25 protein-coding genes are annotated in these 24,233 nt (G+C 60.1%); 10 read left to right on the top strand and 15 right to left on the bottom strand.

Features of this window, described 5'->3' with window-relative positions; genetic code table 11:
• Window positions 1–38 precede the first annotated feature (38 nt).
• Window positions 39–1,166, bottom strand: coding sequence for a cytochrome c oxidase subunit II (gene coxB, locus TX24_RS15825; protein ID WP_003187336.1), 1,128 nt, complete (start codon window positions 1,164–1,166; stop codon window positions 39–41).
• Window positions 1,167–1,535: 369 nt separating this feature from the next.
• Here coxB and TX24_RS15820 point away from each other — a divergent pair, with 369 nt between their 5' ends.
• Window positions 1,536–2,183, top strand: a complete 648-nt coding sequence (locus TX24_RS15820) for a hypothetical protein (RefSeq protein WP_034134146.1) — start codon at window positions 1,536–1,538, stop codon at window positions 2,181–2,183.
• Between the two features lie 30 nt (window positions 2,184–2,213).
• Here TX24_RS15820 and TX24_RS15815 read toward each other — a convergent pair whose 3' ends face one another.
• From TX24_RS15815 to TX24_RS15790, 6 genes are all read right to left on the bottom strand, one after another.
• Entirely contained in the window at window positions 2,214–3,755 is a 1,542-nt protein-coding gene (locus tag TX24_RS15815) for a SulP family inorganic anion transporter (protein WP_003187333.1), read from the bottom strand.
• 85 nt (window positions 3,756–3,840) lie between these two features.
• Window positions 3,841–4,572: a carbonic anhydrase gene (locus TX24_RS15810; protein WP_003187331.1), complete on the bottom strand. Its 732-nt coding sequence runs from the start codon at window positions 4,570–4,572 to the stop codon at window positions 3,841–3,843.
• Window positions 4,573–4,800: 228 nt separating this feature from the next.
• Window positions 4,801–5,859, bottom strand: a complete 1,059-nt coding sequence (locus TX24_RS15805) for a PA0069 family radical SAM protein (protein WP_003187330.1) — start codon at window positions 5,857–5,859, stop codon at window positions 4,801–4,803.
• Between the two features lie 82 nt (window positions 5,860–5,941).
• On the bottom strand, window positions 5,942–7,240 hold the full coding sequence (locus tag TX24_RS15800; protein WP_057710648.1) for a cytochrome c: 1,299 nt from the start codon (window positions 7,238–7,240) through the stop codon (window positions 5,942–5,944).
• A gap of 12 nt (window positions 7,241–7,252) precedes the next feature.
• A complete protein-coding gene (locus tag TX24_RS15795; RefSeq protein WP_057710647.1) occupies window positions 7,253–9,037 on the bottom strand; it encodes a GMC family oxidoreductase in 1,785 nt (594 codons plus the stop codon).
• A gap of 2 nt (window positions 9,038–9,039) precedes the next feature.
• A complete protein-coding gene (locus tag TX24_RS15790; RefSeq protein WP_003187325.1) occupies window positions 9,040–9,792 on the bottom strand; it encodes a gluconate 2-dehydrogenase subunit 3 family protein in 753 nt (250 codons plus the stop codon).
• A 274-nt stretch (window positions 9,793–10,066) separates the two neighbouring features.
• Here TX24_RS15790 and TX24_RS15785 point away from each other — a divergent pair, with 274 nt between their 5' ends.
• A complete protein-coding gene (locus tag TX24_RS15785) occupies window positions 10,067–10,717 on the top strand; it encodes a dual specificity protein phosphatase family protein (RefSeq protein WP_057710666.1) in 651 nt (216 codons plus the stop codon).
• Between the two features lie 108 nt (window positions 10,718–10,825).
• On the opposite strand, the gene TX24_RS15780 is transcribed toward TX24_RS15785, so the two are convergent.
• Entirely contained in the window at window positions 10,826–11,101 is a 276-nt protein-coding gene (locus TX24_RS15780; RefSeq protein ID WP_003187322.1) for a YheV family putative zinc ribbon protein, read from the bottom strand.
• Window positions 11,098–13,149 carry an oligopeptidase A gene (prlC, locus tag TX24_RS15775; RefSeq protein WP_057710646.1) on the bottom strand — a complete coding sequence of 684 codons (2,052 nt, stop codon included), beginning with the start codon at window positions 13,147–13,149 and terminating at the stop codon, window positions 11,098–11,100. The genes TX24_RS15780 and prlC overlap by 4 nt, the downstream gene beginning before the upstream one ends.
• Before the next feature lie 101 nt (window positions 13,150–13,250).
• On the opposite strand from prlC, the gene TX24_RS15770 reads away from it, so the two are divergent.
• Both TX24_RS15770 and TX24_RS15765 read left to right on the top strand, forming a co-directional pair.
• The gene (locus TX24_RS15770) at window positions 13,251–13,793 is read left to right on the top strand and encodes a gamma carbonic anhydrase family protein (protein WP_003187318.1); all 543 of its coding nucleotides are present in this window, start codon (window positions 13,251–13,253) and stop codon (window positions 13,791–13,793) included.
• Complete coding sequence (locus tag TX24_RS15765; RefSeq protein WP_057710645.1) at window positions 13,790–14,449, top strand: HAD family hydrolase; 660 nt, start codon at window positions 13,790–13,792, stop codon at window positions 14,447–14,449. Before TX24_RS15770 ends, TX24_RS15765 begins: the two co-directional genes overlap by 4 nt.
• Before the next feature lie 95 nt (window positions 14,450–14,544).
• On the opposite strand, the gene TX24_RS15760 is transcribed toward TX24_RS15765, so the two are convergent.
• Window positions 14,545–15,588: an aminopeptidase gene (locus tag TX24_RS15760; RefSeq protein ID WP_057710644.1), complete on the bottom strand. Its 1,044-nt coding sequence runs from the start codon at window positions 15,586–15,588 to the stop codon at window positions 14,545–14,547.
• 110 nt (window positions 15,589–15,698) lie between these two features.
• On the opposite strand from TX24_RS15760, the gene TX24_RS15755 reads away from it, so the two are divergent.
• Window positions 15,699–16,121: a PA0061/PA0062 family lipoprotein gene (locus TX24_RS15755; RefSeq protein ID WP_034134140.1), complete on the top strand. Its 423-nt coding sequence runs from the start codon at window positions 15,699–15,701 to the stop codon at window positions 16,119–16,121.
• A 1-nt stretch (window position 16,122) separates the two neighbouring features.
• Here TX24_RS15755 and TX24_RS15750 read toward each other — a convergent pair whose 3' ends face one another.
• A complete protein-coding gene (locus TX24_RS15750) occupies window positions 16,123–16,362 on the bottom strand; it encodes a DUF1161 domain-containing protein (RefSeq protein ID WP_003187312.1) in 240 nt (79 codons plus the stop codon).
• A 212-nt stretch (window positions 16,363–16,574) separates the two neighbouring features.
• Window positions 16,575–17,006, bottom strand: coding sequence for an OsmC family protein (locus TX24_RS15745; protein ID WP_003187311.1), 432 nt, complete (start codon window positions 17,004–17,006; stop codon window positions 16,575–16,577).
• Between the two features lie 218 nt (window positions 17,007–17,224).
• On the opposite strand from TX24_RS15745, the gene TX24_RS15740 reads away from it, so the two are divergent.
• Window positions 17,225–18,226, top strand: coding sequence for an LLM class flavin-dependent oxidoreductase (locus TX24_RS15740; RefSeq protein ID WP_014716309.1), 1,002 nt, complete (start codon window positions 17,225–17,227; stop codon window positions 18,224–18,226).
• 58 nt (window positions 18,227–18,284) lie between these two features.
• Here TX24_RS15740 and TX24_RS15735 read toward each other — a convergent pair whose 3' ends face one another.
• Together TX24_RS15735 and TX24_RS15730 are read right to left on the bottom strand one after the other, a co-directional pair.
• Window positions 18,285–18,512: a DUF1161 domain-containing protein gene (locus TX24_RS15735; protein ID WP_034134138.1), complete on the bottom strand. Its 228-nt coding sequence runs from the start codon at window positions 18,510–18,512 to the stop codon at window positions 18,285–18,287.
• A gap of 116 nt (window positions 18,513–18,628) precedes the next feature.
• Window positions 18,629–18,844: a dodecin gene (locus TX24_RS15730; protein ID WP_005783406.1), complete on the bottom strand. Its 216-nt coding sequence runs from the start codon at window positions 18,842–18,844 to the stop codon at window positions 18,629–18,631.
• Window positions 18,845–19,001: 157 nt separating this feature from the next.
• Between TX24_RS15730 and TX24_RS15725 the strand changes: the two genes are divergently transcribed.
• Window positions 19,002–19,328 carry an ElaB/YgaM/YqjD family protein gene (locus TX24_RS15725; protein ID WP_003187304.1) on the top strand — a complete coding sequence of 109 codons (327 nt, stop codon included), beginning with the start codon at window positions 19,002–19,004 and terminating at the stop codon, window positions 19,326–19,328.
• A gap of 8 nt (window positions 19,329–19,336) precedes the next feature.
• On the opposite strand, the gene TX24_RS15720 is transcribed toward TX24_RS15725, so the two are convergent.
• A complete protein-coding gene (locus tag TX24_RS15720; protein ID WP_034134137.1) occupies window positions 19,337–20,233 on the bottom strand; it encodes a LysR family transcriptional regulator in 897 nt (298 codons plus the stop codon).
• A gap of 109 nt (window positions 20,234–20,342) precedes the next feature.
• Between TX24_RS15720 and trpB the strand changes: the two genes are divergently transcribed.
• From trpB to TX24_RS15705, 3 genes are all read left to right on the top strand, one after another.
• On the top strand, window positions 20,343–21,569 hold the full coding sequence (gene trpB / locus TX24_RS15715; RefSeq protein WP_003187301.1) for a tryptophan synthase subunit beta: 1,227 nt from the start codon (window positions 20,343–20,345) through the stop codon (window positions 21,567–21,569).
• Window positions 21,569–22,378: a tryptophan synthase subunit alpha gene (gene trpA / locus TX24_RS15710; protein ID WP_003187300.1), complete on the top strand. Its 810-nt coding sequence runs from the start codon at window positions 21,569–21,571 to the stop codon at window positions 22,376–22,378. The genes trpB and trpA overlap by 1 nt, the downstream gene beginning before the upstream one ends.
• Window positions 22,379–22,565: 187 nt before the next feature.
• On the top strand, window positions 22,566–24,224 hold the full coding sequence (locus TX24_RS15705; RefSeq protein WP_057710643.1) for an FAD-binding protein: 1,659 nt from the start codon (window positions 22,566–22,568) through the stop codon (window positions 24,222–24,224).
• The last annotated feature ends 9 nt before the right edge of the window (window positions 24,225–24,233 follow it).

Genomic DNA, 24,233 nt, shown 5'->3' with positions numbered 1-24,233 from the left:
GTGAGCGGGGCGATTCAGGGCATTGGCAATGAAAGTAGTCATTTGCTTTGGGCCTGTTTCAGAGCCAGCACGTCTTTGGGCGTGACCATGTCGCCTTTGTTATTACCCCAGGCGTTACGCTCATAGGTCACCACAGCGGCGATATCCACTTCCGAGAGCTGCTTGCCGAAAGCTGCCATCGCGGTGCCGGGCTTGCCGTGATACACGATGCTCAGATGGTCTTTGGCCGGCCCCGTGGCGATTTTCGAGCCCTTGAGCGCCGGGAACATCGGTGGCAAGCCTTGGCCCTCGGCTTGGTGACAGGCCACGCAGGTGGTGTGATAGACCTTGTCGCCACGAGCCACCAGTTCGTCCAGTGTCCACTCCTTGGAGGTCAGTTCCTTGAGCTTGGCCGCCTCCTCCTTGCGCTCGCCCAGCCAGGTGTCGTAGTCAGCCTTGGACTTGACCTCAACCACGATGGGCATGAAGCCATGGTCCTTGCCACACAGTTCGGCGCACTGGCCACGATAGATGCCGGGCTTCTCGACGCGGGTCCAGGCCTCGTTGACGAAGCCGGGGATGGCGTCGCGCTTGACCGCGAAGGCCGGTACCCACCATGAGTGGATCACATCGGCGGCGGTCACCAGAAAGCGCACCTTGGCACCCACCGGCAATACCAGCGGCTGGTCGACTTCCAACAGGTAGTGTTCACCCTTGGTAGCCTGGTTATGGATCTGCTCGGCGGGCGTGGCCAGGTTGCTGAAGAACTCCACATCCTGCCCCAGGTATTTGTAATGCCACTTCCACTGATAGCCGGTGACCTGGATATCGATATCCGATTCACTGCTGTCGTAAATGTTGATCAGGGTCTTGGTGGCCGGAATGGCCATGGCCACCAGAATCAGCAAGGGCACCACGGTCCAGAGGATTTCCACGGTGGTGCTTTCGTGGAACTTGGCCGCTACCTGGCCCGTGGACCGGCGGTGCAGGATCATCGACCAGAACATCGCGCCAAACACGACGATGCCGATCACCACACAAATCCAGAAAATGGTCATGTGCAGGTCAAACACAGCGTGGCTGACTTCAGTAGCCCCTGGCGCCATATTCGTGGTCCAGGCGGCGTGCGCCTGGCCGAATACCGACCACACCAGGAGGCCCATCCAAACGTGTGGATGTCGCGTCATTGCGGGTTCCCCTTTATGTTTCTTGTTATCCCGCCGGTTTGCACCTGCGGCGAAGGGAGCGGCTTCCATACTGCTTACAACCGCCAAGCCTTGCCTGCGTCATGCAGTTGGGCGTCATCAGCTAATTGCGTACAAAATCGAGTATAGACAGCCGTAGCAACCCCGCAATGTGTGGGGGCAAATGAATAGAAACAGACAGACGGAGCCCGTAAAATGGGCGGCGGAATCGTTTATCCGACGAACGATGGCATTTCGATATAACCCCTGCCTATAACCATGAAATAATTATGACAAATGCGTCTTAGGCGCTCGTATAAACGAACTACCTTGTCTTTTCCCTTTTCCTACGCCTGCTTCACTGGAGCCCTCATGAACACCGCCGCATTGCGCGAGCAGATTTCCCGTGCCCATCAACACGAAGCCACCACCGGCCAACTTGCCATTCAGTTGGAACAACAATTGCCGCACCTGCACTCGGCCATTTCTCTGGCAGACGGTGATCGCAACATCGTCATGACGCGCTTTGTGACTGCCTACATCGACCTGGTTCCTGATTTGCTCGACGCTGCCAATGACGTGGCCCGTGAGGCCGGGATTGAAAGCCAGATCAAACCAGTACTGAAAATCGCTGAACATTTCTTCCTGCAGCCGCCAGCGATTCTGGCCGGCCACGACGGCCTTGATGGCCTGCTGGATGAGGCCTACCTGGCGCATCGCCTGGTCGAAGAAGTGAACGACCTGTACATCAAGCATTTCGGCCAGCCGTTGATTCCAGCGGATACCACCGTGGCCAACGTGATCGCCCATCAACTGATCGGCGAAGACTTCGCCAACCAGTTGGATGAAGCCGTGCACCTGGCGGTGGATGAGATGCTTAACGAGGAAAGCTTTGCGCTGGAGTCGGTCGAGGCCTATCGCGAGCAGCTCAAGAGCCCGCAGACCGAAGCGTCCTGGAAGCGCTGGCCGTGCCTGTCGCGCCAGCTTGGGGTTGAGCTGTCGCTGGATCAACCTGCGTAAATCGTCCGGCTCCCACAGTTTTTTGAGGGGTCAGGCAGGCGCTGAGCCGATCCCCACTGTCGTTCTCACCCGACCTTCCAGCCGACGCTTCAACCCACGCGCCTCGATCACCAACGTCGAGCCCTTGGCTGCATTGGCCCGGCCCCATTCTTCCAGCAACTCCAGGCAAGAGTGGTCGATGTAACTCAAGTTACTCAGCGGCACATGCAAGGTGGTCCCCGCAGGCACCGCCGACAGCACCTGAGTCAACGCCGGCACCTTCAGAAAGGTCGCCGCCCCCGTCAAACGCAGCTCCATTTCACCTTCCTGAGGCAGGTCAACAAGGCTGACTTTAAGACGCGACGCCTTGAACGCCAACTTCACCAGCGTCAGCCCAAAGCCCACCAGCACGCCGGTCAGCAAATCGGTAAAGATGATTGCCAGCGCGGTGGCCGCATAGGTGAACATCGGCATCCGACCATAGCGCCCCAGCGCCTTGAACGCCTTGACGTCTACCAGCTTGATGCCGGTGTACACCAGCACACCCGCCAGGCTCGCGACCGGAATGCTCTGCAGCACGCTCGACAGCAAGAGCACGAAACCCAGCAGCCACAGGCCATGGAACATCGCCGACAGACGCGTGGTTGCCCCGGCCTGGACGTTAGCCGAGCTGCGCACGATCACGCCGGTCATGGGCAATGCTCCCACTAGGCCGCAGAGCATGTTGCCCACACCTTGGGCCGACAATTCCTTATCGAAGTCGGAACGTTGACCACTGTGCATGCGGTCCACCGCTGCGGCAGACAGCAGGGTTTCGGCACTGGCAATAAACGCTACGGCGAACGCCGCGATCAACAGCTGTGGGTCAGCCAGGTTCAGCAGGTCGCTGGGGCGCAGCCAGTCGATAGCGTCCGCAAGGTTTTCCGGGACCTCCACGCGCTTGACCTGCAGCGCCAGGACCAGGCTGGCGACGGTCGCCAGGCCCACGCCAAGCAACGCGCCAGGCACAAACCGTAGTGGTTGCGGGCGGAATTTGTCCCACAGGTACATCACCAACATCGTCGACAGGCCGAGCACGCCAGCCTGCCAACCGAGCCCGCCGCCGAAGGTCGGAATTGCTTCAGCCAACGCTGCCGGGAAGCCTGCCAGGTTATCCAGCCCGGACGGCTTGGGCGCGCCGTCGAGCATCACATGAATCTGCGACAACACGATCAACACGCCAATCCCGGCCAACATGCCATAGACTACCGCCGGCGCGGTGACGCGAAACCAGCAGCCCAGGCGCAAACGCCCGGCCACCAATTGCAGGAAGCCGGCCAGCAGCAGGATCGGCCCCAGCATCAGCATGCCGTGCTGGCGCACCAACTCGAACACCAACACCGCCAGACCCGCCGCCGGGCCGCTGACTTGCAGCGGCGAGCCGGCCAGCCAGCCCACCACCAGGCCACCGATGATGCCCGTGATCAGGCCCTTGGCCGGCGGCATGCCGGACGCAATCGCGATGCCCATGCACAGTGGCAAGGCGACCAGAAAAACAACCACCGAGGCGAGCAGCTCCCGTGGCAATACAGCTTTCAATTGAGCAGCACGCATGATGACTCTCCCGAGGCATTCGCCGGGCGCGGTAAAGCCTGGCTGCATCCATGGCAGCCACCGCATTACCCGGCAGGGAAGTGTTTTAGAAGCGCGCTTTAGGCGTCGCTGAAGGGATCGGCTCGGTGCCGTTCAGCGGTCGGAACGCCGCCTTGTCCGCATCGTAGGCCCGAATTTCGCTGGTCTCGATGTTGTAGATCCAACCATGGATAAACAAATGACCATTGGCCATGCGCGAAGCCACGGAAGGGTGGGTGCGCAAGTGTTGCAGTTGGGCGATGACGTTTTCTTCGGTCAGCACCGCCATGCTCTCGCCTTCGTTGGCGCAGTCGCAGTTGTCATGGACCATGGTCTTGGCGACCTCGGCGTGACGCAGCCAGGCTTTGACCGTCGGCATCTTTTCCAGGCTGTCGGGGTTGAGCACGGCACGCATGGCGCCGCAGTCCGAATGCCCGCACACGATGATGTGCTGTACGCCAAGGGCGAGCACCGCGTACTCGATAGCGGTGGAAACACCGCCGTTCATCTGGCCGTAGGGCGGCACCACGTTACCGACGTTACGGGTCACGAACAGGTCGCCTGGGGAGCTTTGAGTGATCAGCTCGGGCACGATGCGCGAGTCGGCGCAGGTGATGAACATTGCCCGTGGGCTCTGGGCAGTGGCGAGTTTCTTGAAGAGTTCTTCCTGCTGGGGGAAGACGTCGTGATGGAAATGCAAAAAGCCGTCAACGATATGCTGCAGCGCTGCATCGGCGGATTCCGCCACCTGAGGGGCTGAAGCCGACGCAGCCAACGGCTGTTTATCCTTGTCACTCATGATTCATCCTCTTGATCAATGCAGGGGAGGGTTCAGGTCAGTTCGACGCCATGGCGGTGAAATAGTTGTAAAACAAGCACCGGCCAGGCCGCCGACTCATCAGTCACTCGCTGAACAAGGTAACCGCCGAAACTTAACTCAAACTGAATGAACCGCTCTAGAACGCGGGTTTCAGTGATGTCAAAACGCGACTATTGCTATAGCAAAGGTGCACGTCTTTCCCTCAGTCTACAACAAAGCCATCTGCCTGCCCGGTGGGCAAAACGCCGTGCAATCGAGGTTGAACCCTTCCCGCCGATTCAGCCCCAGGCGTTTGATTGCCTTGGTGAACCGCTGCGCCAGCAAATCGGCAAACGGCCCCTCACCGCGCATGCGCACGCCAAACCGGCTGTCATACACCTCACCCCCGCGTACCTGGCGCACCAGGCTCATCACATGGGCCGCTCGCTGGGGGTAATGGGCCACCAGCCACTCCTCGAACAACGGCGCCACCTCCAACGGCAGGCGCAGCATCATATACGCCGCGCTTTGTGCGCCGGCCGCGTGAGCTTCGGTAAGCAGGCTCTCCAGCTCGCTGTCGTTGATCATCGGGATCATTGGCGAGCACAGCACGCCCACCGGGATACCCGCGTCGCGCATTACCCGAATCGCCCGCAGCCGCGCCTTGGGCGCTGCCGTGCGCGGTTCCAGGATGCGCTTGAGCTCGTCGTCCAGGCTGGTGAGGCTGATCATCACCGCCACCAGGCGCTGGCGGGCCAACTCGGTCAGCAAGTCGAGGTCACGCAGGATCAACGAACCCTTGGTGATGATGGTCACCGGGTGCCGGTAGCGCAGCAGTACCTCAAGGGTTTGCCGGGTAATCCGGTATTCACGCTCGATTGGCTGGTACGGATCGGTATTGGAGCCCAGGTTGATCGGTGCGCACACGTAGCCCGGCTTGGACAACTGCTGCTCCAGCACATCAGCCGCGTTGCTCTTGGCAATCAATTTGGTTTCAAAGTCCAGCCCGGGCGACATGTCCCAATAGGCATGGCTGGGCCGCGCATAGCAGTAGATGCAACCATGCTCACAACCGCGATACGGGTTGATGGACCGATCAAACGGCAAGTCCGGCGAGTTGTTGCGGGTGATGATGGTCTTGGCCGTTTCGATACGCACTTCGGTGCCTTGGGTCGGCGGCACTTCCTGGTACCAACCGTCGTCCTCGGCCACGCTGACGGTGGGTGCAAACCGATTGTGCAGGTTGGTGGCCGTACCCCGGCCACGGGGCGGCAGCGCAGTAGACATGAAAACGCCTCGATACTGTTTTTATATACAGTATCGAGGCGCGAGGTTTCTGACCAGTGCCGTTGGGCGGCCAGCGAACTTATCAGTGCTTTTGCGTCACCTGGCCCAAGTCATCGCCCGAGGTGGTGTGCAGATCGTTTTTGCGCAGATCCGCCACATCGCTGGCCTTGACCGGCGCGCCCTGGTTGCCCCAGCTGCCACGGATAAAACTCACCACATCCGCCACTTCCTGGTCCGACAGACGCCAGGCGAACGCCGGCATGGTGAAGGTTGACGGCGCCGCATGGGTGGCCGGCAAGGTGCCGCCGTTCAACACAATGTTGATCAACGACGTGGCATCTGCCGTCTGCAACACCGGGTTGCCCGCCAGCGCCGGGAATACCCGCGTATAGCCATGGCCATCGGTACGGTGGCAAGCCGCGCAGTTGTCGATATACACCGACGCACCGGGCTTGCTGTCATCGCCCTTCCACAGCGCTTGTGCTACCTGCTTGTCGTACTGGTGCGGCTGGTCCTTGGGATCGACCGCCGGCAGGCTCTTGAGGTAGCGGGCGATAGCGGTCAGGTCCTCTTGGGACATGTACTGCATGCTGTGCACAACCACATCACTCATGCCGCCGAATACCGCGCTACGGTCGCTGCGACCGGTCTTGAGGAACTGCACCAGTTGCTCCTCGCTCCAGCTGCCGAGGCCGTCCTTGTGGTCGCCGCGCAGGCTTTTGGCAATCCAGCCTTCCAACGGCGCACTGCCAGACAGGAAGGCGCTGCCGTCCGTGGCACTCAGGGCTTTTTCCTGCATGGTCAGGGCGCGCGGCGTATGGCAGGCGCCGCAATGCCCGAGACCTTCCACCAGGTAGGCGCCGCGATCGATCATCGGGTCGGCGGCGGCTTGCGGCTGATGCGCCTCGACCGCCGGGGCAAACATCCAGCGCCAGGCCGCCAGCGGCCAACGCATGCTCAGGGGCCAGGGAATATCGCTGTCCTTGTTTTCTTGGGCGACCGGTTCGACGCCCTTCATGAAGTACGCGTACAACGCTTGCATATCGCTGTCGCTGACACGTGCGTAAGACGGGTAGGGCATCGCCGGGTAAAGCGTACTACCGTTCTTGGCGACGCCATGGCGCACGGCCTTGTCGAAATCCTCAAAGCTGTAGTCGCCCAGGCCGGTCTTGTCCGGGGTGATGTTGGTGGAATAGATCACGCCAATCGGTGTTTCCATCGGCAGGCCGCCAGCGAAGGGCTTGCCCCCCTTGGCGGTATGGCAGGCGACACAGTCGCCGGCGCGCGCCAGGTATTCACCCTGCTTGATCAGATCGGTTTCGGCGGCGCTGATCGAGCAGCTGCTGAACAGCGCCAGGGAGGCGATAACGAGTGCTTTCATGGTCATCGCTCCTTATGCCTGAACCAGTGGGCCGGGGTTTTTGAGGTACTGCTCGCGAATCGCTCGCGCCGACCAATAGGTCAACGCTGCCACCAGGCCGGTAGGGTTGTAGCCCAGCCCTTGTGGGAAAGCGGAAGCACCGGGGACAAATACGTTGTGCACATCCCAGCTCTGCAAGTAGCGGTTCAACGCACTGGTTTTCGGGTCGGTGCCCATGATCGCGCCACCGTTGAGGTGGGTGGTCTGGTAGGCGGCGGTATTGAAATGCTCACCGACCTTTTTACCCAGCACGGCGATGGCCTTGGGGTTCATGGCCTGGGCCACTTTGCCCATTTTCTCCATCATGAAGCGGTTCATCTTGATGTCGTTTTCTTGCCAGTCGAAGGTCATGCGCAGCAGCGGCAGACCGTAGGCATCGCGGTAAACCGGGTCCAGATCCAGGTAGTTGCTGCGGTAGGACTGATGGGCACCGTGGGAGTCCATAGAGACCTGATGGGTGTAGTAATCGGCGGTGGCGCGCTTCCAGGCGCTGCCCCAGGCCGGCGTGCCCGGAGGGTTGGACGTACCGGCAATCGGCCGGCTGCCCGCCTGGTTGACCCACATCGGCGAACCACCCACGAAGCCGTGGGGGCCATGGTCAAAGTTGTCGGCGTTGAAGTCGTCGATGGCCACGCCATTGCCGCCCGCACCGATAAAGTTGTTGGTGTGGGTGTCCTTGTCGAAGAACGCCTTGATGGTGCCCATGTTCTGGTAGGCGAAGTTCCTGCCTACCACGCCTTCATTGGTAATCGGGTCGTAGGGTTTGCCGATGCCGGACAGCAGCATCAGGCGCACGTTATGGAACTGGAAGGCGCCAAGAATCACCAGGTCCGCCGGCTGTTCGCATTCGCGGCCCTGGGCGTCGATGTAGGTCACGCCGGTAGCTTTCTTCTTGGTGCTGTCGAGGTTGACCTTGAGCACGTGGGAATTGGGCCGCAGCTCGAAGTTGGGCACTTGGCGCAAGGCCGGCAAGATGTTCACGTTCGGCGAGGCCTTGGAGTACATGTAGCACACGTAGCCACTGCAAAAGCCGCAGAAGTTGCACGGGCCCATCTGCGCACCGTAGGGGTTGGTGTACGGCCCCGACGTGTTGGCCGACGGCAGGTTGTAAGGTTTGTAACCTACGTCGGTCGCCGCTTTCTGAAACAGCTGGGCGGAGACGGCATTTTTCTGCGCCTCCAATGGGAACGGGTTGGAGCGATCCGGCGCGTAGGGGTTGCCGCCACGGCCTTCTCCGACCAACTGGCCTTTGACTGTCCAGGCTTGGCCGGAGGTGCCAAAGACTTTTTCCGCATAGTCGAAAAACGGCTCCAGCTCTTCATAGCTGACGCCGAAGTCCTGGATGGTCATGTCCTTGGGAATGAAGTTCTTCCCGTAGCGCTCTTCGTAATGGCTGCGCATGCGCAGCTCAATCGGGTCGACGCGAAAATGCACGCCCGACCAGTGCAGCCCCGCACCACCCACGCCATTACCCGGCAAGAAAGCGCCCAACTGACGATTGGGCAGGGCGACGTCATTTACGCTGTGGCGAATGGTCACCGTTTCTTTGGAGATGTCCTGGAACAGCTTCTTACGCACGCTGTAGGTCAATTCGTCGATGACCTGGGGATAGTTGCCGTCTGGGTAAGTGTCCTGCATCGGGCCGCGCTCCAGCGCTACCACGTTGAGGCCCGCTTCCGTCAGCTCTTTGGCCATGATCGCGCCCGTCCAGCCGAACCCCACAATCACTGCATCCACTTTCTTCATGATGGTCGCCACGTTTACGCCCTCTCTCCGCGAATGGAAACAGCCGGGAAGGGGTATTGCTCGTTGCGTTCCACCCAATCCATGAAATCGGCGCGGGCGCCGGGGAAGCCGATCATGGTCCAGCCGACCATGCCTTTATTGCCACCGTGGATAGGGTCGCAGAAGAAGCCTTCCTTGGTGTTTTGCAGCAAAAGGTTGAAGAACATCTTGGGCGGCACGGCATCGAAATGCGCCGCCACTTCGCTGCCGCCAGCTTCCAGACGTCTAAGCATATCGTCTCGGGTAGCGCTGTCTTGCGCAGCAAAAGCTTTACCGTTGAACGCTTTCGACCACGCATCCGTGGCAGCAATGCCCAGGCGATAGATCTCCTTGGGCACCAATTTGCTCTGCCAGCCCATCTCCGGCGCCGCATCGGCGTTGAACGGGCCTTGCATGAACCACAGGGCGCCACTGGCGTAAGGAGTGTTCATCTGGCGGTCGATGTATTCCGGCGCGCCAGCCTCCAAGGCACCTGGGCCCTGGGCGTCAGCGGGAATCAAGCGCTCGACGGCAGCGTTGATAAACGCCCACTCCTCGGCTGTGAAATAGCTCGGCTCGTAGGCTTTATCGCTGACCGCAGGCTTGGCCGGTTCGGCCTGGGCCGGTTCCGGCGTGGCCATCAGCATCGAACCGCCAAGGCCGGTGCTGGCAACCGTGACCACCGGGATCAAGGTCAAGGATTTGCGTAAAAAGTCACGCCGGGGGTTGTCTTGATCTTGATCAGACATGGGTACACCTCATCATGTGGTCACGGGTTTATCCGCCGCTTCTGGGAGCAGCGTGAAGGCTTGCGGCTAATTGGATCCAAGCAGATACAGCACAATGGCAAACATTAGTTACAAATGATAGCAGGCTAAGAATTCAGAGGCGTCAATTCGACGACAAAAACACCGGATCAGATCGCAAGCATCACGATTCTTTGACACGGACCTCACGCCGTATTGACCCGCCTTGAGTGAGTCTGTGGCCCATCAGCCACTTCCTCGCTCGGTCACAACGTTCATGTTCAACACACGCATACTGCTCGCTTTCGGCCTGGGGCTCATGAGCCTGCTCAACACCGTACAAGCCGATGAGGCTGCGTCGATCCGCTCGCCGGAATGGGCCCAGCCGGTGGGTAACCAATACAACCTGCATCAAATGACACCCACGCTCTATCGCAGTGCATTGCCGGACGAGCGTGCGCTGCCCCTGTTGCAAACGCTCAAGATCGCTACGGTCATCAACTTCCTGCCGGAATCTGATGCGCAGTGGCTCCAATCATCTGATATCAAACAGGTGCAGTTGAGCTATCGCACCAACCACGTCGACGATTCCGACGTGCTGGCGGCGATCAGGGCGATTCAGGCAGCAGAGGCCGATGGCCCGGTGTTGATGCACTGCAAGCACGGCGCCGACCGCACCGGCCTGATGGCAGCGATGTATCGGGTGGTGGTGCAGGGGTGGAGCAAGGAGGATGCGCTGAACGAGATGACCTTGGGCGGCTTTGGCAGCAGCAACGGTTTCAAGGATGGCGTTCGCTACATGATGAAAGCCGATGTCGACAAGTTGCGCACAGCTTTAGCAAATGGGGATTGCAGCACCAGCGCGTTTGCGTTGTGCTCAATGAAAGACTGGATCACCACAACGGGCCAGGCAGAGAAACAACTGTAGGAGCGAGCTTGCTCGCGAAAAACTCAACAGCGACGCGCTTATCCAGGATAGCGCGCGTTATCGTTAACGTTTTTCGCGAGCAAGCTCGCTCCTACAGGGGGTGCGGGGTTAGTCTTTTTTCAGCTTCGGGTTCGGGAAGAACTGCACTGCCTGCACTTTAGGATCCGCCGGCGCTTTCAGCGCGGTGGTATTGACCCTAGTGCCCAATTCCTTGGGCACCGACAGGCCTTGATCATTCAGCGTATCGGTATACCCGCAGGCCACGCACTCGCGGTGCGGCACGTTGTCTTCGGTCCACATCTTCAACTTGTCCGGCTCGCTGCACGCCGGGCAGACAGCCCCAGCGATAAATTGCTTTTTGGTGATCACAGGCCCTTCACTCATGCTGCCGCGTCCTCACTCAGGCCGCTGTGGCGCAAGAGTGCGTCAATCGACGGCGCGCGTCCGCGGAAGTCGACGAACAGCACCATCGGCGCCTGGGAACCGCCACGGGCCAGGATGGCTTCACGGAAGGCACGCCCGGTCTGGGCGTTGAGCACGCCGTCTTCCTCAAACTTGGAGAACGCATCCGCCGACAGCACTTCGGCCCACTTGTAGCTGTAGTAGCCCGCCGCATAACCGCCGGCGAAGATGTGAGCGAAGCTGTTGGGGAAGCGGTTGTAGGCCGGTGGGCGCATGACCGAGACTTCATCGCGCACGCCTTCAAGTACCTTGGCCACGCTGCGACCATCGCCATGGGTGGCGTGCAGTTCAAAGTCGAACAGCGAGAACTCCAGCTGACGCACCATCATCAGGCCGGACTGGAAGTTTTTCGCCGCGAGCATTTTCTCCAGCAAGTCCTGGGGCAGGGGCTCGCCGGTTTCGTAGTGGCCGGAGATCAGCGCCAGGCCTTCAGGCTCCCAGCACCAGTTCTCCATGAATTGGCTCGGCAGTTCCACCGCGTCCCACGCCACACCGTTGATACCGGATACGCCGGCATGTTCCACGCGGGTGAGCAGGTGATGCAGGCCATGGCCGAATTCGTGGAACAGGGTGGTGACTTCATCGTGGGTCAGCAGGGCAGGCTTGCCGCTGTCGGCCGGAGTGAAGTTGCATACCAGGTTGGCGACGGGGCTTTGCAGCACGCCATCAACGGTACGGCGGCGGTCACGGGCGCCATCCATCCAGGCACCGCCACGCTTGTTGGCGCGGGCGTACAGGTCGAAGAAGAAACGTCCGACCTGCTCGCCGTTCTCCTTGATCTCGAACAGGCGCACATCCGGGTGCCAGGTGTCGAAGCCTTTAAGCTCGGCGATCTCGATGCCGTACAGGCGCTGCACAATGGCAAACAGGCCGCCCAGCACTTTGTCGATGGGGAAGTAGGCGCGTAGCGCTTCCTGGGACACGCTGTAGCGCTGCTCACGCAGTTTTTCGCCGTAGAAACCGCTGTCCCAGCTTTGCAGATCGGCGCAGCCTTGCTCGGCGGCATAGGCCTTGAGTTGCTGCAGGTCCTGGGCGGCAAACGGCTTGCTGCGCTTGGCCAGGTCACGCAGAAAGCTCAGCACCTGGTCGCTGGACTCGGCCATCTTGGTGGCCAGGCTCAGCTCGGAGAAGGACGCATAACCCAACAATTGGGCCAGTTCCTGACGCAGGTCGAGGATCTGTTCCATCACCGGGCCGTTATCGTTCTGACCGGCATTCGGGCCTTGGTCCGACGCACGGGTGCAGTAGGCGGCGTACACCTCTTCACGCAGGGCACGGTCCTGGGCGTAGGTCATGACGGCGTAGTAGCTGGGGAATTCCAAGGTGATCAGCCAGCCGTCGAGGCCCTTGGCCTGGGCGGCGGCGGCCATTTGTGCCTTGGCCGAGTCGGTCAGACCGGCAAGGGTGGCTTCATCGGTGACGTGCTTGGTCCAGGCCTGGGTGGCGTCCAGCAACTGGTTTGAGAACTTGCTGCCCAGCTCGGACAGCTTGCTCTGCACCTCGGCGTAGCGCTTTTGCTGCTCCGGCGGCAAGTCGATACCCGACAGGCGGAAGTCACGCAGGGAGTGTTCCAGAATGGTTTTTTGCGCCACATCGAAACCGGCAGCTTCCGGGCTGTTGGCCAGGGCTTCGAAGGCCTGGAACAGCTCACGGTTCTGGCCCATTTCGGTAGAGTAAGCGCTCAAGGCCGGCAGGCACGCCTCATAGGCTTCGCGCAGTTCGGCGCTGTTGCACACGGCATTGAGGTGGCTGACCGGGCTCCAGGCCGCACCCAGGCGATCATTGAGTTCGTCCATGGCCAGGACCAGGCCGGCCCACGTCGGATTTTTACCCTGGCTCTGCAGGATCTCTGCGATTGCCACGCGGTTGTCGGCGAGGATCTGTTCGATGGCCGGCTGCACGTGCTCGGCACGGATCGCCGAGAACGGCGGCAGGTCGTAGGACTGCAAAAGAGGGTTGTTCGCGCTCACGGTGGGCACCTTGGCTGAAGAAACATGTAGAACAAAGATGGGGCCATCTTAATTACAATCAACACCCACCGCAGCTATCAGCACAACAGAGAGAGGCTATCGTGACCCTTCGCACCTATCAGAACCACACGCCAACCCTCGGCGCCGGGGCGTTTGTCGATATTTCGGCGGTGGTGATCGGCGATGTCGAAATCGGCACTGACAGCTCGGTTTGGCCGCTGACAGTGATTCGCGGCGACATGCACCGCATCCGCATCGGTGCCCGCACCAGCGTGCAAGATGGCTGCGTGCTGCACATTACCCATGCCGGGCCGTTCAATCCGCAGGGTTACCCATTGCTGATCGGCGACGACGTGACCATCGCTCATAAGGTCATGCTGCATGGCTGCACCGTGGGTAGCCGCGTCCTGATCGGCATGGGCAGTATTGTGATGGATGGCGCCGTGGTCGAAGACGACGTGATCATCGGCGCCGGCAGCCTGGTGCCGCCAGGCAAGAAACTCGACAGCGGTTTTTTGTATGTGGGCAGCCCGGTGAAGCAGGTTCGCGCATTGACTGACAAAGAGCGCGCCTTTTTCACCTACAGCGCGGCGAACTACGTGAAACTCAAAGACCTGCACCTGGCCGAAGGATTCGATCAATGACCCTGCATCACCCCACCGTCCTGTTCGACCTGGACGGTACCCTCACCGACCCGCGTGAGGGCATTACCCGTTCGATCCAGTACGCCCTGGCCAAACTGGGCATTGATGAGCCCGACCTGGCGAAGCTCGAACATTTCATCGGCCCGCCTTTGCTGCAGGCGTTCATGCAGTTTTACGCCTTCGACGAGGCCAAGGCGTGGGAAGCGGTGAATTTCTACCGTGAGCGCTTCAAGGTTACCGGCCTGTACGAAAACCGCGTGTTCGACGGGGTCATGCCGTTATTGGAAGAGCTGAACAGCCAAGGGCGCCAGCTGTACGTCGCCACCTCCAAACCGTGGGAGTTTGCCCGCGAGATTGCGCGGCATTTCGACTTTGCCAAGCACTTCAAGGTGATCTACGGCAGCGAGTTGGACGGTACGCGTACCAACAAGGTCGAGTTGATCGCGCATTTGATGCGTGAGGAACGGCTGGACCCGGCCACCACTTTGATGATCGGTGATCGCAAGCATGACCTGATCGGGGCACGCAGTAATGGGCTGGATTCGGTCGCCGTGGGGTATGGGTTTGGTAGTTTTGAAGAGCTGAATGCCGAGGCGCCGACCTGGCATTTCGAGACGTTGGACCAGATGCATCAGGCGTTTTTGCAGCGGCCTTGAGACTGCTTTCGCAGGCAAGCCAGCTCCCACAGTTGACCGCATTCTCATGTTGAAAATCGATGAACTGTGGGAGCTGGCTTGCCTGCGATAAGGCCCTAACGGCCAACCCTCTCCAACTGCCTCAACGCCGCTTTACGCTGCTCCACCGGCAACCCACCCAACCGCTCCACCGCAGTATAAAACTTCACCCAATCCCCACCTTCCTGCGCAAACAACGCCGCAAACGCCGGCACCCATTGGTCATACAACCCAAACGGCAACAGTCGGGCATTGTTCATCGGCTGGTTGATCCAGGCGTCATAACGCTTGTCACCACCCCATTGGCTATCACGCAGGTGCCGGTATTCGCGGCGCAACTGTTCGAATTGCGCCGCTTTGGCCCGGCGCATCGCGTCCGCTGCCAACGGCTGTGCGTACAACGCCTCCAGACGTTTGCGGGTATCGAGAATCAGCCGGATAAATTGATCGCGTTGCTTCAACGCCGCATCGCCGACAGGCGCCAGGCCCCGCGCCACACGCCATTGCCGGGTGCCTTCCTGCTCGACAAAACTGGCATAGGACTCGTTGAACTCGGTGTCATCCTTCACGTAAAAGCGCTGGTGGGCCAGCTCATGGAAGATCAGCGTGGCGAGGCGCTCATCGCCCCAGCTCATCATCGAACTCATGATCGGATCGTTGAACCAGCCCAGCGTGGAGTAGGCCTCCACTCCACCGATCGACACGTCCATGCCCTGTTGCCGCAACAGTGCCGCCTCGCCCCGCGCCGCGCCTTGGTTGTAGTAGCCGCGATAGGCGACGCAACCGGCGATGGGAAAGCAATGGTTCTGTGGTGACAGAGAGAATTCCGGTGTGGCAAAGACATTCCAGACCACATAGGGTCGGCCAATATCGGCATACAGCCGATAACTTTGGTTGTCAGGCAGATGCAGCTGTTCACTGGCAAAGATTCGGGCTTTCTGCGATTGAGCCAGATGCTCGCGCAGCACTGGCGGGCGAGCAGGGTCGGCGATGACCTCGGCAACCGGCTCCCGGGCCCGCAACAGCTGCCACTGGCCGCTCGCCAACTGGCTGTAATAACTGACACTGGAGCAGCCGCTGAGCAGCACAACCATCAGCCCTGGAAGAAAACGCCTGATCATGCACTGACTGCTCCTGGGAGATTGGTTCGCCAGACTATCGCGCTTGCAGGGGATTTTTCCACGGCATGGCGTGTTTATACTCAAGCCTCTCTTCGTGTTGAGTACCTGCCATGCGCCAGCTTTTGCTTCCCGTCGCCGCTGTGTTCCTCAGCGCTTGCGCCTCTACCCCCATCCCCCCTGTGGACCCGCAGCAGGCCTGGGTCGATTTCACTACACCGACGCCGGGCTCCAAGTTGGTGATGGCTCAGCGCCTGGACGGGAAAAACCTCGACGACGGGCGCTTTTTTCAAATGCCTCCCGGCCCTCACGAGCTGATGGTGCGCTTTGACTTTGAAGTGCCCGCCGGCGGCGGTTTGGGTGGCCTCAGCCAGATGATGTATCGAACCTGCTTCATGACACTGCAGTACGACCACTTTCAGGCCGGCCAGCGCTATGTGCTGGAAGGGCGCTCACTGGCGTTCACGCCCAACATCCGGCTGTACGACTCAACCCGCCAGTTATTGGCCGAAGAGCGCAGCGTGAACTGCATCTGAGTCAGTCGTTGTTCTTTTGGTAGATGATGCGCTTGGTGCCGTTTTCGCACGAACCAACAATCATGGCTTCATCATGGTTCTTGGCTTCTTCGGCGGTGATGATTTCCAGGGTGTAGGACGGAATCGCCTTGGCCTGGATCTTCACTTCGATTTCTTTCCTGAGCTCTTCACAATCTTTTGGCGCGGCCACGGCCGAAGTGGCCAATACACCGCAGATGATTGCCAAGGCAAAACGTTTCATGTGTGGAGCTCCCTGAATGCGCTGCGCACGAGTGTGCGCCTAGGCTGCATGGGCTATTCGACCACATTTTGCAAACACGAGTTCTGATTTTACGCAGAACTAAAAATGAGGGAGCGGGCTTGCTCTCGAATACGGAGTATCAGTCACCGAAGATATCGGCTGATCCACCGCATTCGCGAGCAAGCCCGCTCCCACATAAGATGACTGCCGTGTCAGTTGACCAGCGTGGCATCCAAGGTGATGGTTGCATTCAGTACCTTGGAGACCGGGCACCCTTCCTTGGCCTTTTTGCTCAGTTCATCGAACTGCGCCTGGCTCGCGCCTGGGATTTTGGCCTTCAGGATCAGGTGCACTGCTGTAATCGCAAAGCCGCCCTCGACCTGGTCCAGGGTCACTTCGGCCTGGGTGTCGATGCTGTCAGCCTTGAGCCCAGCGTCGCCGAGAATCATGGAAAACGCCATGGAGAAACAGCCGGCGTGAGCTGCGCCGATCAGTTCTTCAGGGTTGGTACCCTTGCCGCCCTCGAAACGGGCCTTGAAGCCGTAGGGCGCTTCGCGCAGCACGCCGGTTTCCGTGGAAATGGAGCCCAGGCCAGTCTTCAGGTCGCCTTCCCAATGCGCGGATGCCTTTTTAACGATACTCATAGCTTTCTCCTCGAACGGTGGTGTTGCGTCAGTAAGGTTCTGAGGATAGACGTCAAAGCAAAGTTCACTTGTAAGAGAAACCTAGCAATCCAGTAGGAAATTTCAGAGCCCCCTATTGAATCTCGGGTATATGCCCTCATTGCATAGGGTATGCACATGCAGCGGCAGGTTTTGGCTCGTTTAAAAAAGCCTGTGCGCCCAATTGGAGAAGCAGGCTTATGAAATCGCTGTCCGACGTAAAATTCTCGACCCTTGACCTGGTGCCCGTGCGCGCCGACGGCAACCCGGCGCAGTCCCTGCGTAATTCCCTGGACTTGGCCCAGCATGTGGAGAAGTTCGGCTACCACCGTTTCTGGGTAGCCGAGCACCACAATATGGACGGTATCGCCAGTTCGGCCACCTCGGTACTGCTCGGTTACCTGGCAGGCGGCACCTCGACCATTCGCGTGGGTTCCGGCGGCGTGATGCTGCCTAACCACGCGCCACTGGTGATCGCCGAGCAGTTCGGCACCTTGGAAAGCCTTTACCCTGGCCGTATTGACCTGGGCCTGGGGCGCGCGCCCGGCTCCGACCAGATGACCGCCCGCGCCCTACGCCGTGAACGCTCCGGCAGTGCCGATGACTTCCCCGAAGATGTGGCCGAGTTGATGGCCTACCTGGGCCCGCGTACGCCCGACCAACGGGTTATCGCGGTACCGGGCACCGGCACCAATGTGCCGGTGTGGCTGCTGGGTTCAAGCCTGTTCAGTGCGCAATTGGCTGGCGAGCGGGGCTTGCCCTACGCATTCGCCTCCCATTTCGCGCCGCGCTTGATGCATGAGGCGATTCGCGTGTATCGCAATCACTTCAAGCCTTCAGCCGTGCTGGATAAGCCCTACGTGATGCTCGGCATTCCGCTGGTGGCAGCCGACACCGATGAGCAGGCCGATTACCTGGCCACCTCGGTGTACCAGCGTATTCTCGCGTTGATGCGCGGCCAGAGCCTGGTGCAGCGCCCTCCAGTAAAAACCATGGACGGCCTGTGGTTGCCCCATGAAAAAGACGCGGTCGGTAGCTTTCTTGGTTTGGCCATGGTGGGCAGCCCGGCGAAGATTCGCGGCAAGCTGGAGGTGTTGATCGAGCAGACCGGCGCCGATGAGCTGATTTTTACCAGTGACCTGTATGAGCACGCCGATCGGATTCATTCCTACGAGCTGCTTGCACAAGTGATGAAGGGCTGAAATCCAGGCGAAAAAAACCGACGCACTTGCGTCGGTTTTTTATGTCCACAACACGAGATTAACCGCGCTTGTAGGCAATTTCCTTGGTGCCACCTTCGCAGGTGCCAACTACTTTGTGGTCACTTGGCGTAGCACCTTTGTCCACCACTTCCAGCGAATACCCCGAAGCACCCTTGGCGTCGATTTGCGCGGCAATTTCGCTTTTCAGCTCCTCACAAGGCTTGCCCGCCGCCATAGCGGTACCCGCAATGCTCAACAACCCTACCGCCAACAGAAACGTCTTCATCCGTTACTTTCCTTGCGCTGATCAAAAAGAGCGTGCCGACGCTCATCGCGTCGGCACCCGTTGTTTGTAGCGCAGGTTATGGCAATCGGCCAGCGGGCAAAGTTCAACTCTGCCGATCAACTACTGGCAATGCGGAATCCCACTTTGAGCGTGACCTGGAAGTGTGCAGCCTTGCCATCCTTGATGTGACCACGGGTTTCGGTCACCTCAAACCATTCCAGATGCTTGATGCTCTTGTTGGCTTCGGCCAGGGCATTGTTGATCGCGTCTTCGATGCTGGTGGTGGAAGAGCCTACCAGTTCGACTTTCTTGTACGTGTGATGATCACTCATGGCGTTTCTCCTTTAGGTCGTCAATCAAGACTAGCAGCGAATGTGCGTACTGCTTCAGGCGACCGTTGGGAGGCGAAAGTTCAGAATTACTGCACTTTCTGAAACCGGCGCAGTCGGTATCTACACACGCCACTCAATCACTTCAGGAGATGTCCACATGGCCAACACTTCTTTACGCAAAGCGTCGCTGGAAAGCATGGAAGCCGAGATTTCGAGCCTGCTCAAATCTCTGGAGAGCCTCAAGGACGACGCGTCCGATGAGTCGCGCAAAACGCTGAAGGCCTTGAAGAGCAATGCTGAGAACGCACTTAAGCACTCTCGCCATCTGATCAGCGACGCCTACGAAGAAAGCAAAGTCAAAATCCGTGAAACCAGCGCTGCCACCCGTGACTACGCTCAAGAGCATCCATGGACGACCGCTGGCGTCGCCGTGGGCGCACTGGGCCTGCTGGCGGCTTACCTGCTGTGCAAACGCGGTGACTGATTGACCGGTTAAACCGGTTGGCGCAACAGCTCAGCCTTGAGCCATTGCGCCAACTGCCCGGCGCGCCCATCCGCGGCGCGCTTGGGTAGCCACAACGCCAGGTGCGCCGGGGTTTCGCTGAAGCCCCACGGCGCCACCAGACGACCCGCTCGCAGGTCTTCTGCCACCAGCGGTTCTGGCGCAATTGCCACGCCCAACCCGGCAACCGCCGCTTCCAGCAAATAATACAAATGCTCAAACCCCTGGCCGAGCCTCAGCGCGCCGGGCTCGATGCCGTGTTGCCGTGCCCAACTGGGCCAGGCTTGCGGCCTTGAGGTGGTGTGCAGCAAGGCTTGCTCGGCCAGTGCCGACGCCGGAGCCTGGCGCAGCTGTTCAAAATCGGCGAAGCGTGGGCTCATAACCGGGCCGATACGCTCGCTGGCCAGCTCATACACCTGCATATCCGCTGGCCACGGCGGCTCAGCGAACACCAGCAAGGCATCCAGCCCAGGGCGGCGCGGGTCCAGATCGCCTTCGCCCGCCGACAGGTGTAGGCGCAAATCCGGCAAGTCGGCATTCAACCGCCCCAGCCGAGGGATAAACCAACGCGCCAGCAAACTGCCGGAACAGCCAAGTACGAAAGGTGCATCGGCGCCGCGCTGGGTCAGCTCGGCGCACACGTCGCGTAAACGCTCGAAAGCTTCCGCGCTCGCGTCGCGAAGCCTTACCCCCGCATCTGTGAGTTTAAGGCCGCGTCCGTCCTTGACGAACAGGCTCACGCCCAAGTGCTCCTCAAGTACTTTCAACTGGCGACTGACGGCGCCGTGAGTCACGTGCAATAGCTCTGCTGCCTGGCTGACGCTGTTCAGGCGGGCGGTGGCTTCAAAAGCGCGCAGGGCGTTGAGGGGAGGGAGGTCGCGGCTCATCTGTGAGTTTTCCTGACAGGTTGCGGCGATCTTATCGGTTTTCAGGCCAAGGCGTCACGCGTAGAGTGACCGTCATTGCCTTTAAACACATTCTTTCCTGGAGCGTCCCATGACTCAGTCCCAGACCGATCTACGCAACGGCCCTGACGCCAACGGCCTGTTTGGTGCGTTCGGCGGCCGCTACGTCGCTGAAACCCTGATGCCGTTGATCCTCGACCTGGCCCGCGAATACGAAGCGGCCAAGGTAGATCCGGCGTTTAACGAAGAATTGGCCTACTTCCAGCGCGACTATGTCGGGCGCCCAAGCCCGCTGTATTTTGCCGAACGCCTGACCGAGTTCTGCGGCGGCGCCAAGATCTACCTCAAGCGCGAAGAGCTCAACCACACCGGCGCGCACAAGATCAACAACTGCATCGGCCAGATCCTGCTGGCCCGGCGCATGGGTAAAAAGCGCATCATCGCCGAGACCGGCGCCGGCATGCACGGCGTGGCCACCGCAACCGTGGCGGCGCGCTTTGGCCTGCAATGCGTGATCTATATGGGCACCACCGACATTGAGCGCCAGCAGGCCAACGTGTTTCGCATGAAGCTGCTGGGCGCCGAAGTCATCCCCGTGGTCGCCGGCACCGGCACCCTCAAAGACGCCATGAACGAAGCCCTGCGCGACTGGGTCACCAACGTCGACAGCACCTTCTACCTGATCGGTACCGTGGCCGGCCCGCACCCGTACCCGGCGATGGTGCGTGACTTCCAAGCCGTGATCGGCAAGGAAACCCGTACCCAACTGCAAGCCCAGGAAGGCCGCCTGCCGGACAGCCTGGTGGCGTGCATCGGCGGCGGCTCCAACGCCATGGGCCTGTTCCACCCGTTCCTGGATGACACCAGCGTCGAAATCATCGGTGTTGAAGCCGCGGGCCATGGCATTGAAACCGGCAAGCATGCCGCCAGCCTCAACGGCGGCGTACCCGGCGTGCTGCACGGCAACCGCACCTTCCTGCTACAGGACGACGACGGCCAGATCATCGACGCCCACTCGATTTCCGCAGGCCTGGACTACCCCGGCATCGGCCCGGAACACGCCTGGTTGCACGACATCGGCCGCGTCCAGTACACCTCGGTGACGGACGACGAAGCCCTGCAAGCCTTCCACAAATGCTGCCGCCTGGAAGGGATCATTCCTGCCCTGGAAAGCGCCCACGCCCTGGCTGAAGTATTCAAGCGCGCGCCAAACCTGCCCAAGGATCACCTGATGGTGGTCAACCTCTCGGGCCGTGGCGACAAAGACATGCAGACCGTGATGCACCATATGGAACAGTCCAAGCAGGAGAAACACTGATGAGCCGCCTGCAAACCCGCTTTGCGCAACTCAAAGAACAGAACCGCGCCGCCCTGGTGACCTTCGTCACCGCTGGCGACCCCGGCTATGACACTTCGCTGGCGATCCTCAAGGGCTTGCCGGCCGCCGGCGCCGACGTGATCGAACTGGGCATGCCCTTCACCGACCCGATGGCCGACGGCCCGGCCATTCAACTGGCCAATATCCGCGCTCTGGGCGCCAAGCAGAACCTGTTGAAAACCCTGCAGATGGTTCGCGAGTTCCGCCAGGACAACAACGACACCCCGCTGGTGTTGATGGGTTATTTCAACCCGATCCACAAATATGGCGTGTCGCAGTTCATTGCCGATGCCAAGGCAGCTGGTGTCGACGGCCTGATCGTGGTGGACATGCCGCCTGAGCACAATGGCGAGCTGTGCGACCCGGCCCAGGCTGCAGGCATCGACTTTATCCGCCTGACCACGCCAACCACCGATGACGTGCGCCTGCCCACTGTGCTCAATGGCAGCTCCGGGTTTGTGTATTACGTGTCGGTCGCCGGTGTAACCGGGGCCGGTGCCGCCACCCTGGAACACGTCGAAGAAGCCGTGACCCGCCTGCGCCGCCATACCGACCTGCCGATCAGCATCGGCTTTGGTATCCGCACGCCGGACCAAGCCGCGGCCATCGCACGCCTGGCAGACGGGGTGGTAGTGGGTTCGGCGCTGATCGATCACATCGCCACGGCCAAGAACGACCAGCAAGCCATTGATGGCGTGCTGACCCTGTGCGCGGCGCTGTCGGAAGGTGTGCGCAACGCACGCAAGTAAGCTGCACGTCGCAACGACCGCAGCTTATACGCTAGGCTTCAAAGGAGGTGGGCATATCGTCCACCTTCTTTTTTAACGCACTTCGTGCCCTTTGCCGTCTAACCACCTTCGCAAGCCCCGCAGTCCTTGCCCCTCGGTCGTTAAGTTAGCCGCATCAGAAGTCATTCTTGGCTCTTAGGAGTACATCATGGCATTTGATCTCATTACTGTTTCAGACCGTCGCCACTCAACCTTGCAAAAGGGCTTCAACCTGCGCTGGCCCCTGGGCAACGTGCAGGGCCAGTCCTCGCCCAATGGCGCCAACCTGATTTACCTGTGCCGCAGCGCCCAAGACATCCTGGACGCCGCCGCCCAGGCATTGGCCCTGCCCAATGGACGCATCACCGTACGCAGCGGCGGTCATTGCTACGAAGGGTTTGTCGCCAACAAGATGCCCGACAGCCCGGATGAGGTGCTGTCGATTCTGGAAATCAGCGCGCTGAACCGAGTGGTGTACGACGCCAGCGGGCAGATCGGTTCCGAACTGAGCCCGACGCAGCCCTTTCGCTACCGATTTCGCCTGGAGGCCGGCAGCCAGATCTGGGACAGCTATGGCGCGTTGTACAAGCAGGCCAATAAGACCTTGCCCGGCGGCTCATGTTATAGCGTAGGTCTGGGCGGGCACATTTGCGGCGGTGGCTACGGGCTGCTGTCGCGCAAGTATGGATTGGTGTGTGACTGGCTCAGTGGGGTCGATATCCTGGTGCCCGACAGCCAGGGCAGAGGGCTAGAACCGCGACACGTCAGCAGGGACAGCACCCAACAGGACGAATTGGACCTGTTCGCCGCGTGCTGCGGTGCTGGGGGTGGGCAATTCGGCATTATCACCAGCTATTATTTCAAGGACTTGCCACCGGCCCCCAAAGAGGTGCTGTGGTTGGTGTTGGAGTGGGATTGGTCAGTACTGACCCAGGATGCACTAAACAATCTGCTGGTGGCTTACCAGCTATGGTTTGCCAGCCATCAGAACAACCCGGACACCTGGGGCCTGGCGACCAAACTGGAAATGCGCCACGAGCACACAGGCAATATCACCCTGGGCATCCATTATGTGGATAAGGACGGCGAGCTGAACGACCGCGCGCCGTTTGATGATTTTGTCGACAAGATGCTCACGGCCATCGGCTTGCCCGCTACCGAGTCGCTGGTGCCGTTTCATGTGGTTCATTTACCCCCCGGCACAGCCCGCGGGCGCCCCATCGACTCAGTCTCATCTGCCCAGGCTGCGACCCGGCGCCTGGATTGGCTGGTGTGCCAGCAAACCTTGAATGGCGCGGGAGACAACCAGCGCGGGCGCTATAAGTCGGCCTACCAGAAAGGGGAATTCAGCCCTCAAGTGCTACAGGCCATCTGGACTACCCTGACATGGCCAGACCCTGACAACCACCTGACACAAAGCCTGATCCAGATTCAGTCCTTCGGCGGCCAGATCAACGCCGCCAGTGCGCCAGTGCGCAAGGAATCGTCGGCCGCCCAGCGTTCGTCCTACCTCAAGTGGCAACCGCAATGTTACTGGCGCGGTGACAGCGCCGCCGAGGATCAAGCCCATGCCGACTGGATCCGAGGGCTGTACTTCAACGCATTTGCCGATGCCCAGGGCGTACCGCTCAACAATGCATTCGAAGGCTGCTACATCAATTATCCCGACCTCGACATGACCTACGTAGGCGGCAATCCGGCCAACGGCAAAAACTCCAAATGGTACAAGATCTTCTTCCCCGACCCGATAATCGAAAGCCGCTTGCGGGGTACGAAGCAACGCTGGGATCCGTATTATATTTTCCGCAACGAGATGTCGGTGCCTTAGAACGAAAAA

It is taken from the genome of Pseudomonas lactis (genome assembly GCF_001439845.1).
GTDB lineage: Bacteria > Pseudomonadota > Gammaproteobacteria > Pseudomonadales > Pseudomonadaceae > Aquipseudomonas > Aquipseudomonas lactis.
This window is presented reverse-complemented; position numbering and strand designations above follow the sequence as displayed.

Coding starts and splice junctions, on each gene's coding strand:
- coxB (WP_003187336.1), bottom strand. CDS start 1,166: ATGACGCGACATCCACACGTTTGGATGGGCCTCCTGGTGTGGTCGGTA.
- TX24_RS15820 (WP_034134146.1), top strand. CDS start 1,536: ATGAACACCGCCGCATTGCGCGAGCAGATTTCCCGTGCCCATCAACAC.
- TX24_RS15815 (WP_003187333.1), bottom strand. CDS start 3,755: ATGCGTGCTGCTCAATTGAAAGCTGTATTGCCACGGGAGCTGCTCGCC.
- TX24_RS15810 (WP_003187331.1), bottom strand. CDS start 4,572: ATGAGTGACAAGGATAAACAGCCGTTGGCTGCGTCGGCTTCAGCCCCT.
- TX24_RS15805 (WP_003187330.1), bottom strand. CDS start 5,859: ATGTCTACTGCGCTGCCGCCCCGTGGCCGGGGTACGGCCACCAACCTG.
- TX24_RS15800 (WP_057710648.1), bottom strand. CDS start 7,240: ATGAAAGCACTCGTTATCGCCTCCCTGGCGCTGTTCAGCAGCTGCTCG.
- TX24_RS15790 (WP_003187325.1), bottom strand. CDS start 9,792: ATGTCTGATCAAGATCAAGACAACCCCCGGCGTGACTTTTTACGCAAA.
- TX24_RS15785 (WP_057710666.1), top strand. CDS start 10,067: ATGTTCAACACACGCATACTGCTCGCTTTCGGCCTGGGGCTCATGAGC.
- TX24_RS15780 (WP_003187322.1), bottom strand. CDS start 11,101: ATGAGTGAAGGGCCTGTGATCACCAAAAAGCAATTTATCGCTGGGGCT.
- TX24_RS15765 (WP_057710645.1), top strand. CDS start 13,790: ATGACCCTGCATCACCCCACCGTCCTGTTCGACCTGGACGGTACCCTC.
- TX24_RS15760 (WP_057710644.1), bottom strand. CDS start 15,588: ATGATCAGGCGTTTTCTTCCAGGGCTGATGGTTGTGCTGCTCAGCGGC.
- TX24_RS15755 (WP_034134140.1), top strand. CDS start 15,699: ATGCGCCAGCTTTTGCTTCCCGTCGCCGCTGTGTTCCTCAGCGCTTGC.
- TX24_RS15750 (WP_003187312.1), bottom strand. CDS start 16,362: ATGAAACGTTTTGCCTTGGCAATCATCTGCGGTGTATTGGCCACTTCG.
- TX24_RS15745 (WP_003187311.1), bottom strand. CDS start 17,006: ATGAGTATCGTTAAAAAGGCATCCGCGCATTGGGAAGGCGACCTGAAG.
- TX24_RS15740 (WP_014716309.1), top strand. CDS start 17,225: ATGAAATCGCTGTCCGACGTAAAATTCTCGACCCTTGACCTGGTGCCC.
- TX24_RS15735 (WP_034134138.1), bottom strand. CDS start 18,512: ATGAAGACGTTTCTGTTGGCGGTAGGGTTGTTGAGCATTGCGGGTACC.
- TX24_RS15730 (WP_005783406.1), bottom strand. CDS start 18,844: ATGAGTGATCATCACACGTACAAGAAAGTCGAACTGGTAGGCTCTTCC.
- TX24_RS15725 (WP_003187304.1), top strand. CDS start 19,002: ATGGCCAACACTTCTTTACGCAAAGCGTCGCTGGAAAGCATGGAAGCC.
- TX24_RS15720 (WP_034134137.1), bottom strand. CDS start 20,233: ATGAGCCGCGACCTCCCTCCCCTCAACGCCCTGCGCGCTTTTGAAGCC.
- trpB (WP_003187301.1), top strand. CDS start 20,343: ATGACTCAGTCCCAGACCGATCTACGCAACGGCCCTGACGCCAACGGC.
- trpA (WP_003187300.1), top strand. CDS start 21,569: ATGAGCCGCCTGCAAACCCGCTTTGCGCAACTCAAAGAACAGAACCGC.
- TX24_RS15705 (WP_057710643.1), top strand. CDS start 22,566: ATGGCATTTGATCTCATTACTGTTTCAGACCGTCGCCACTCAACCTTG.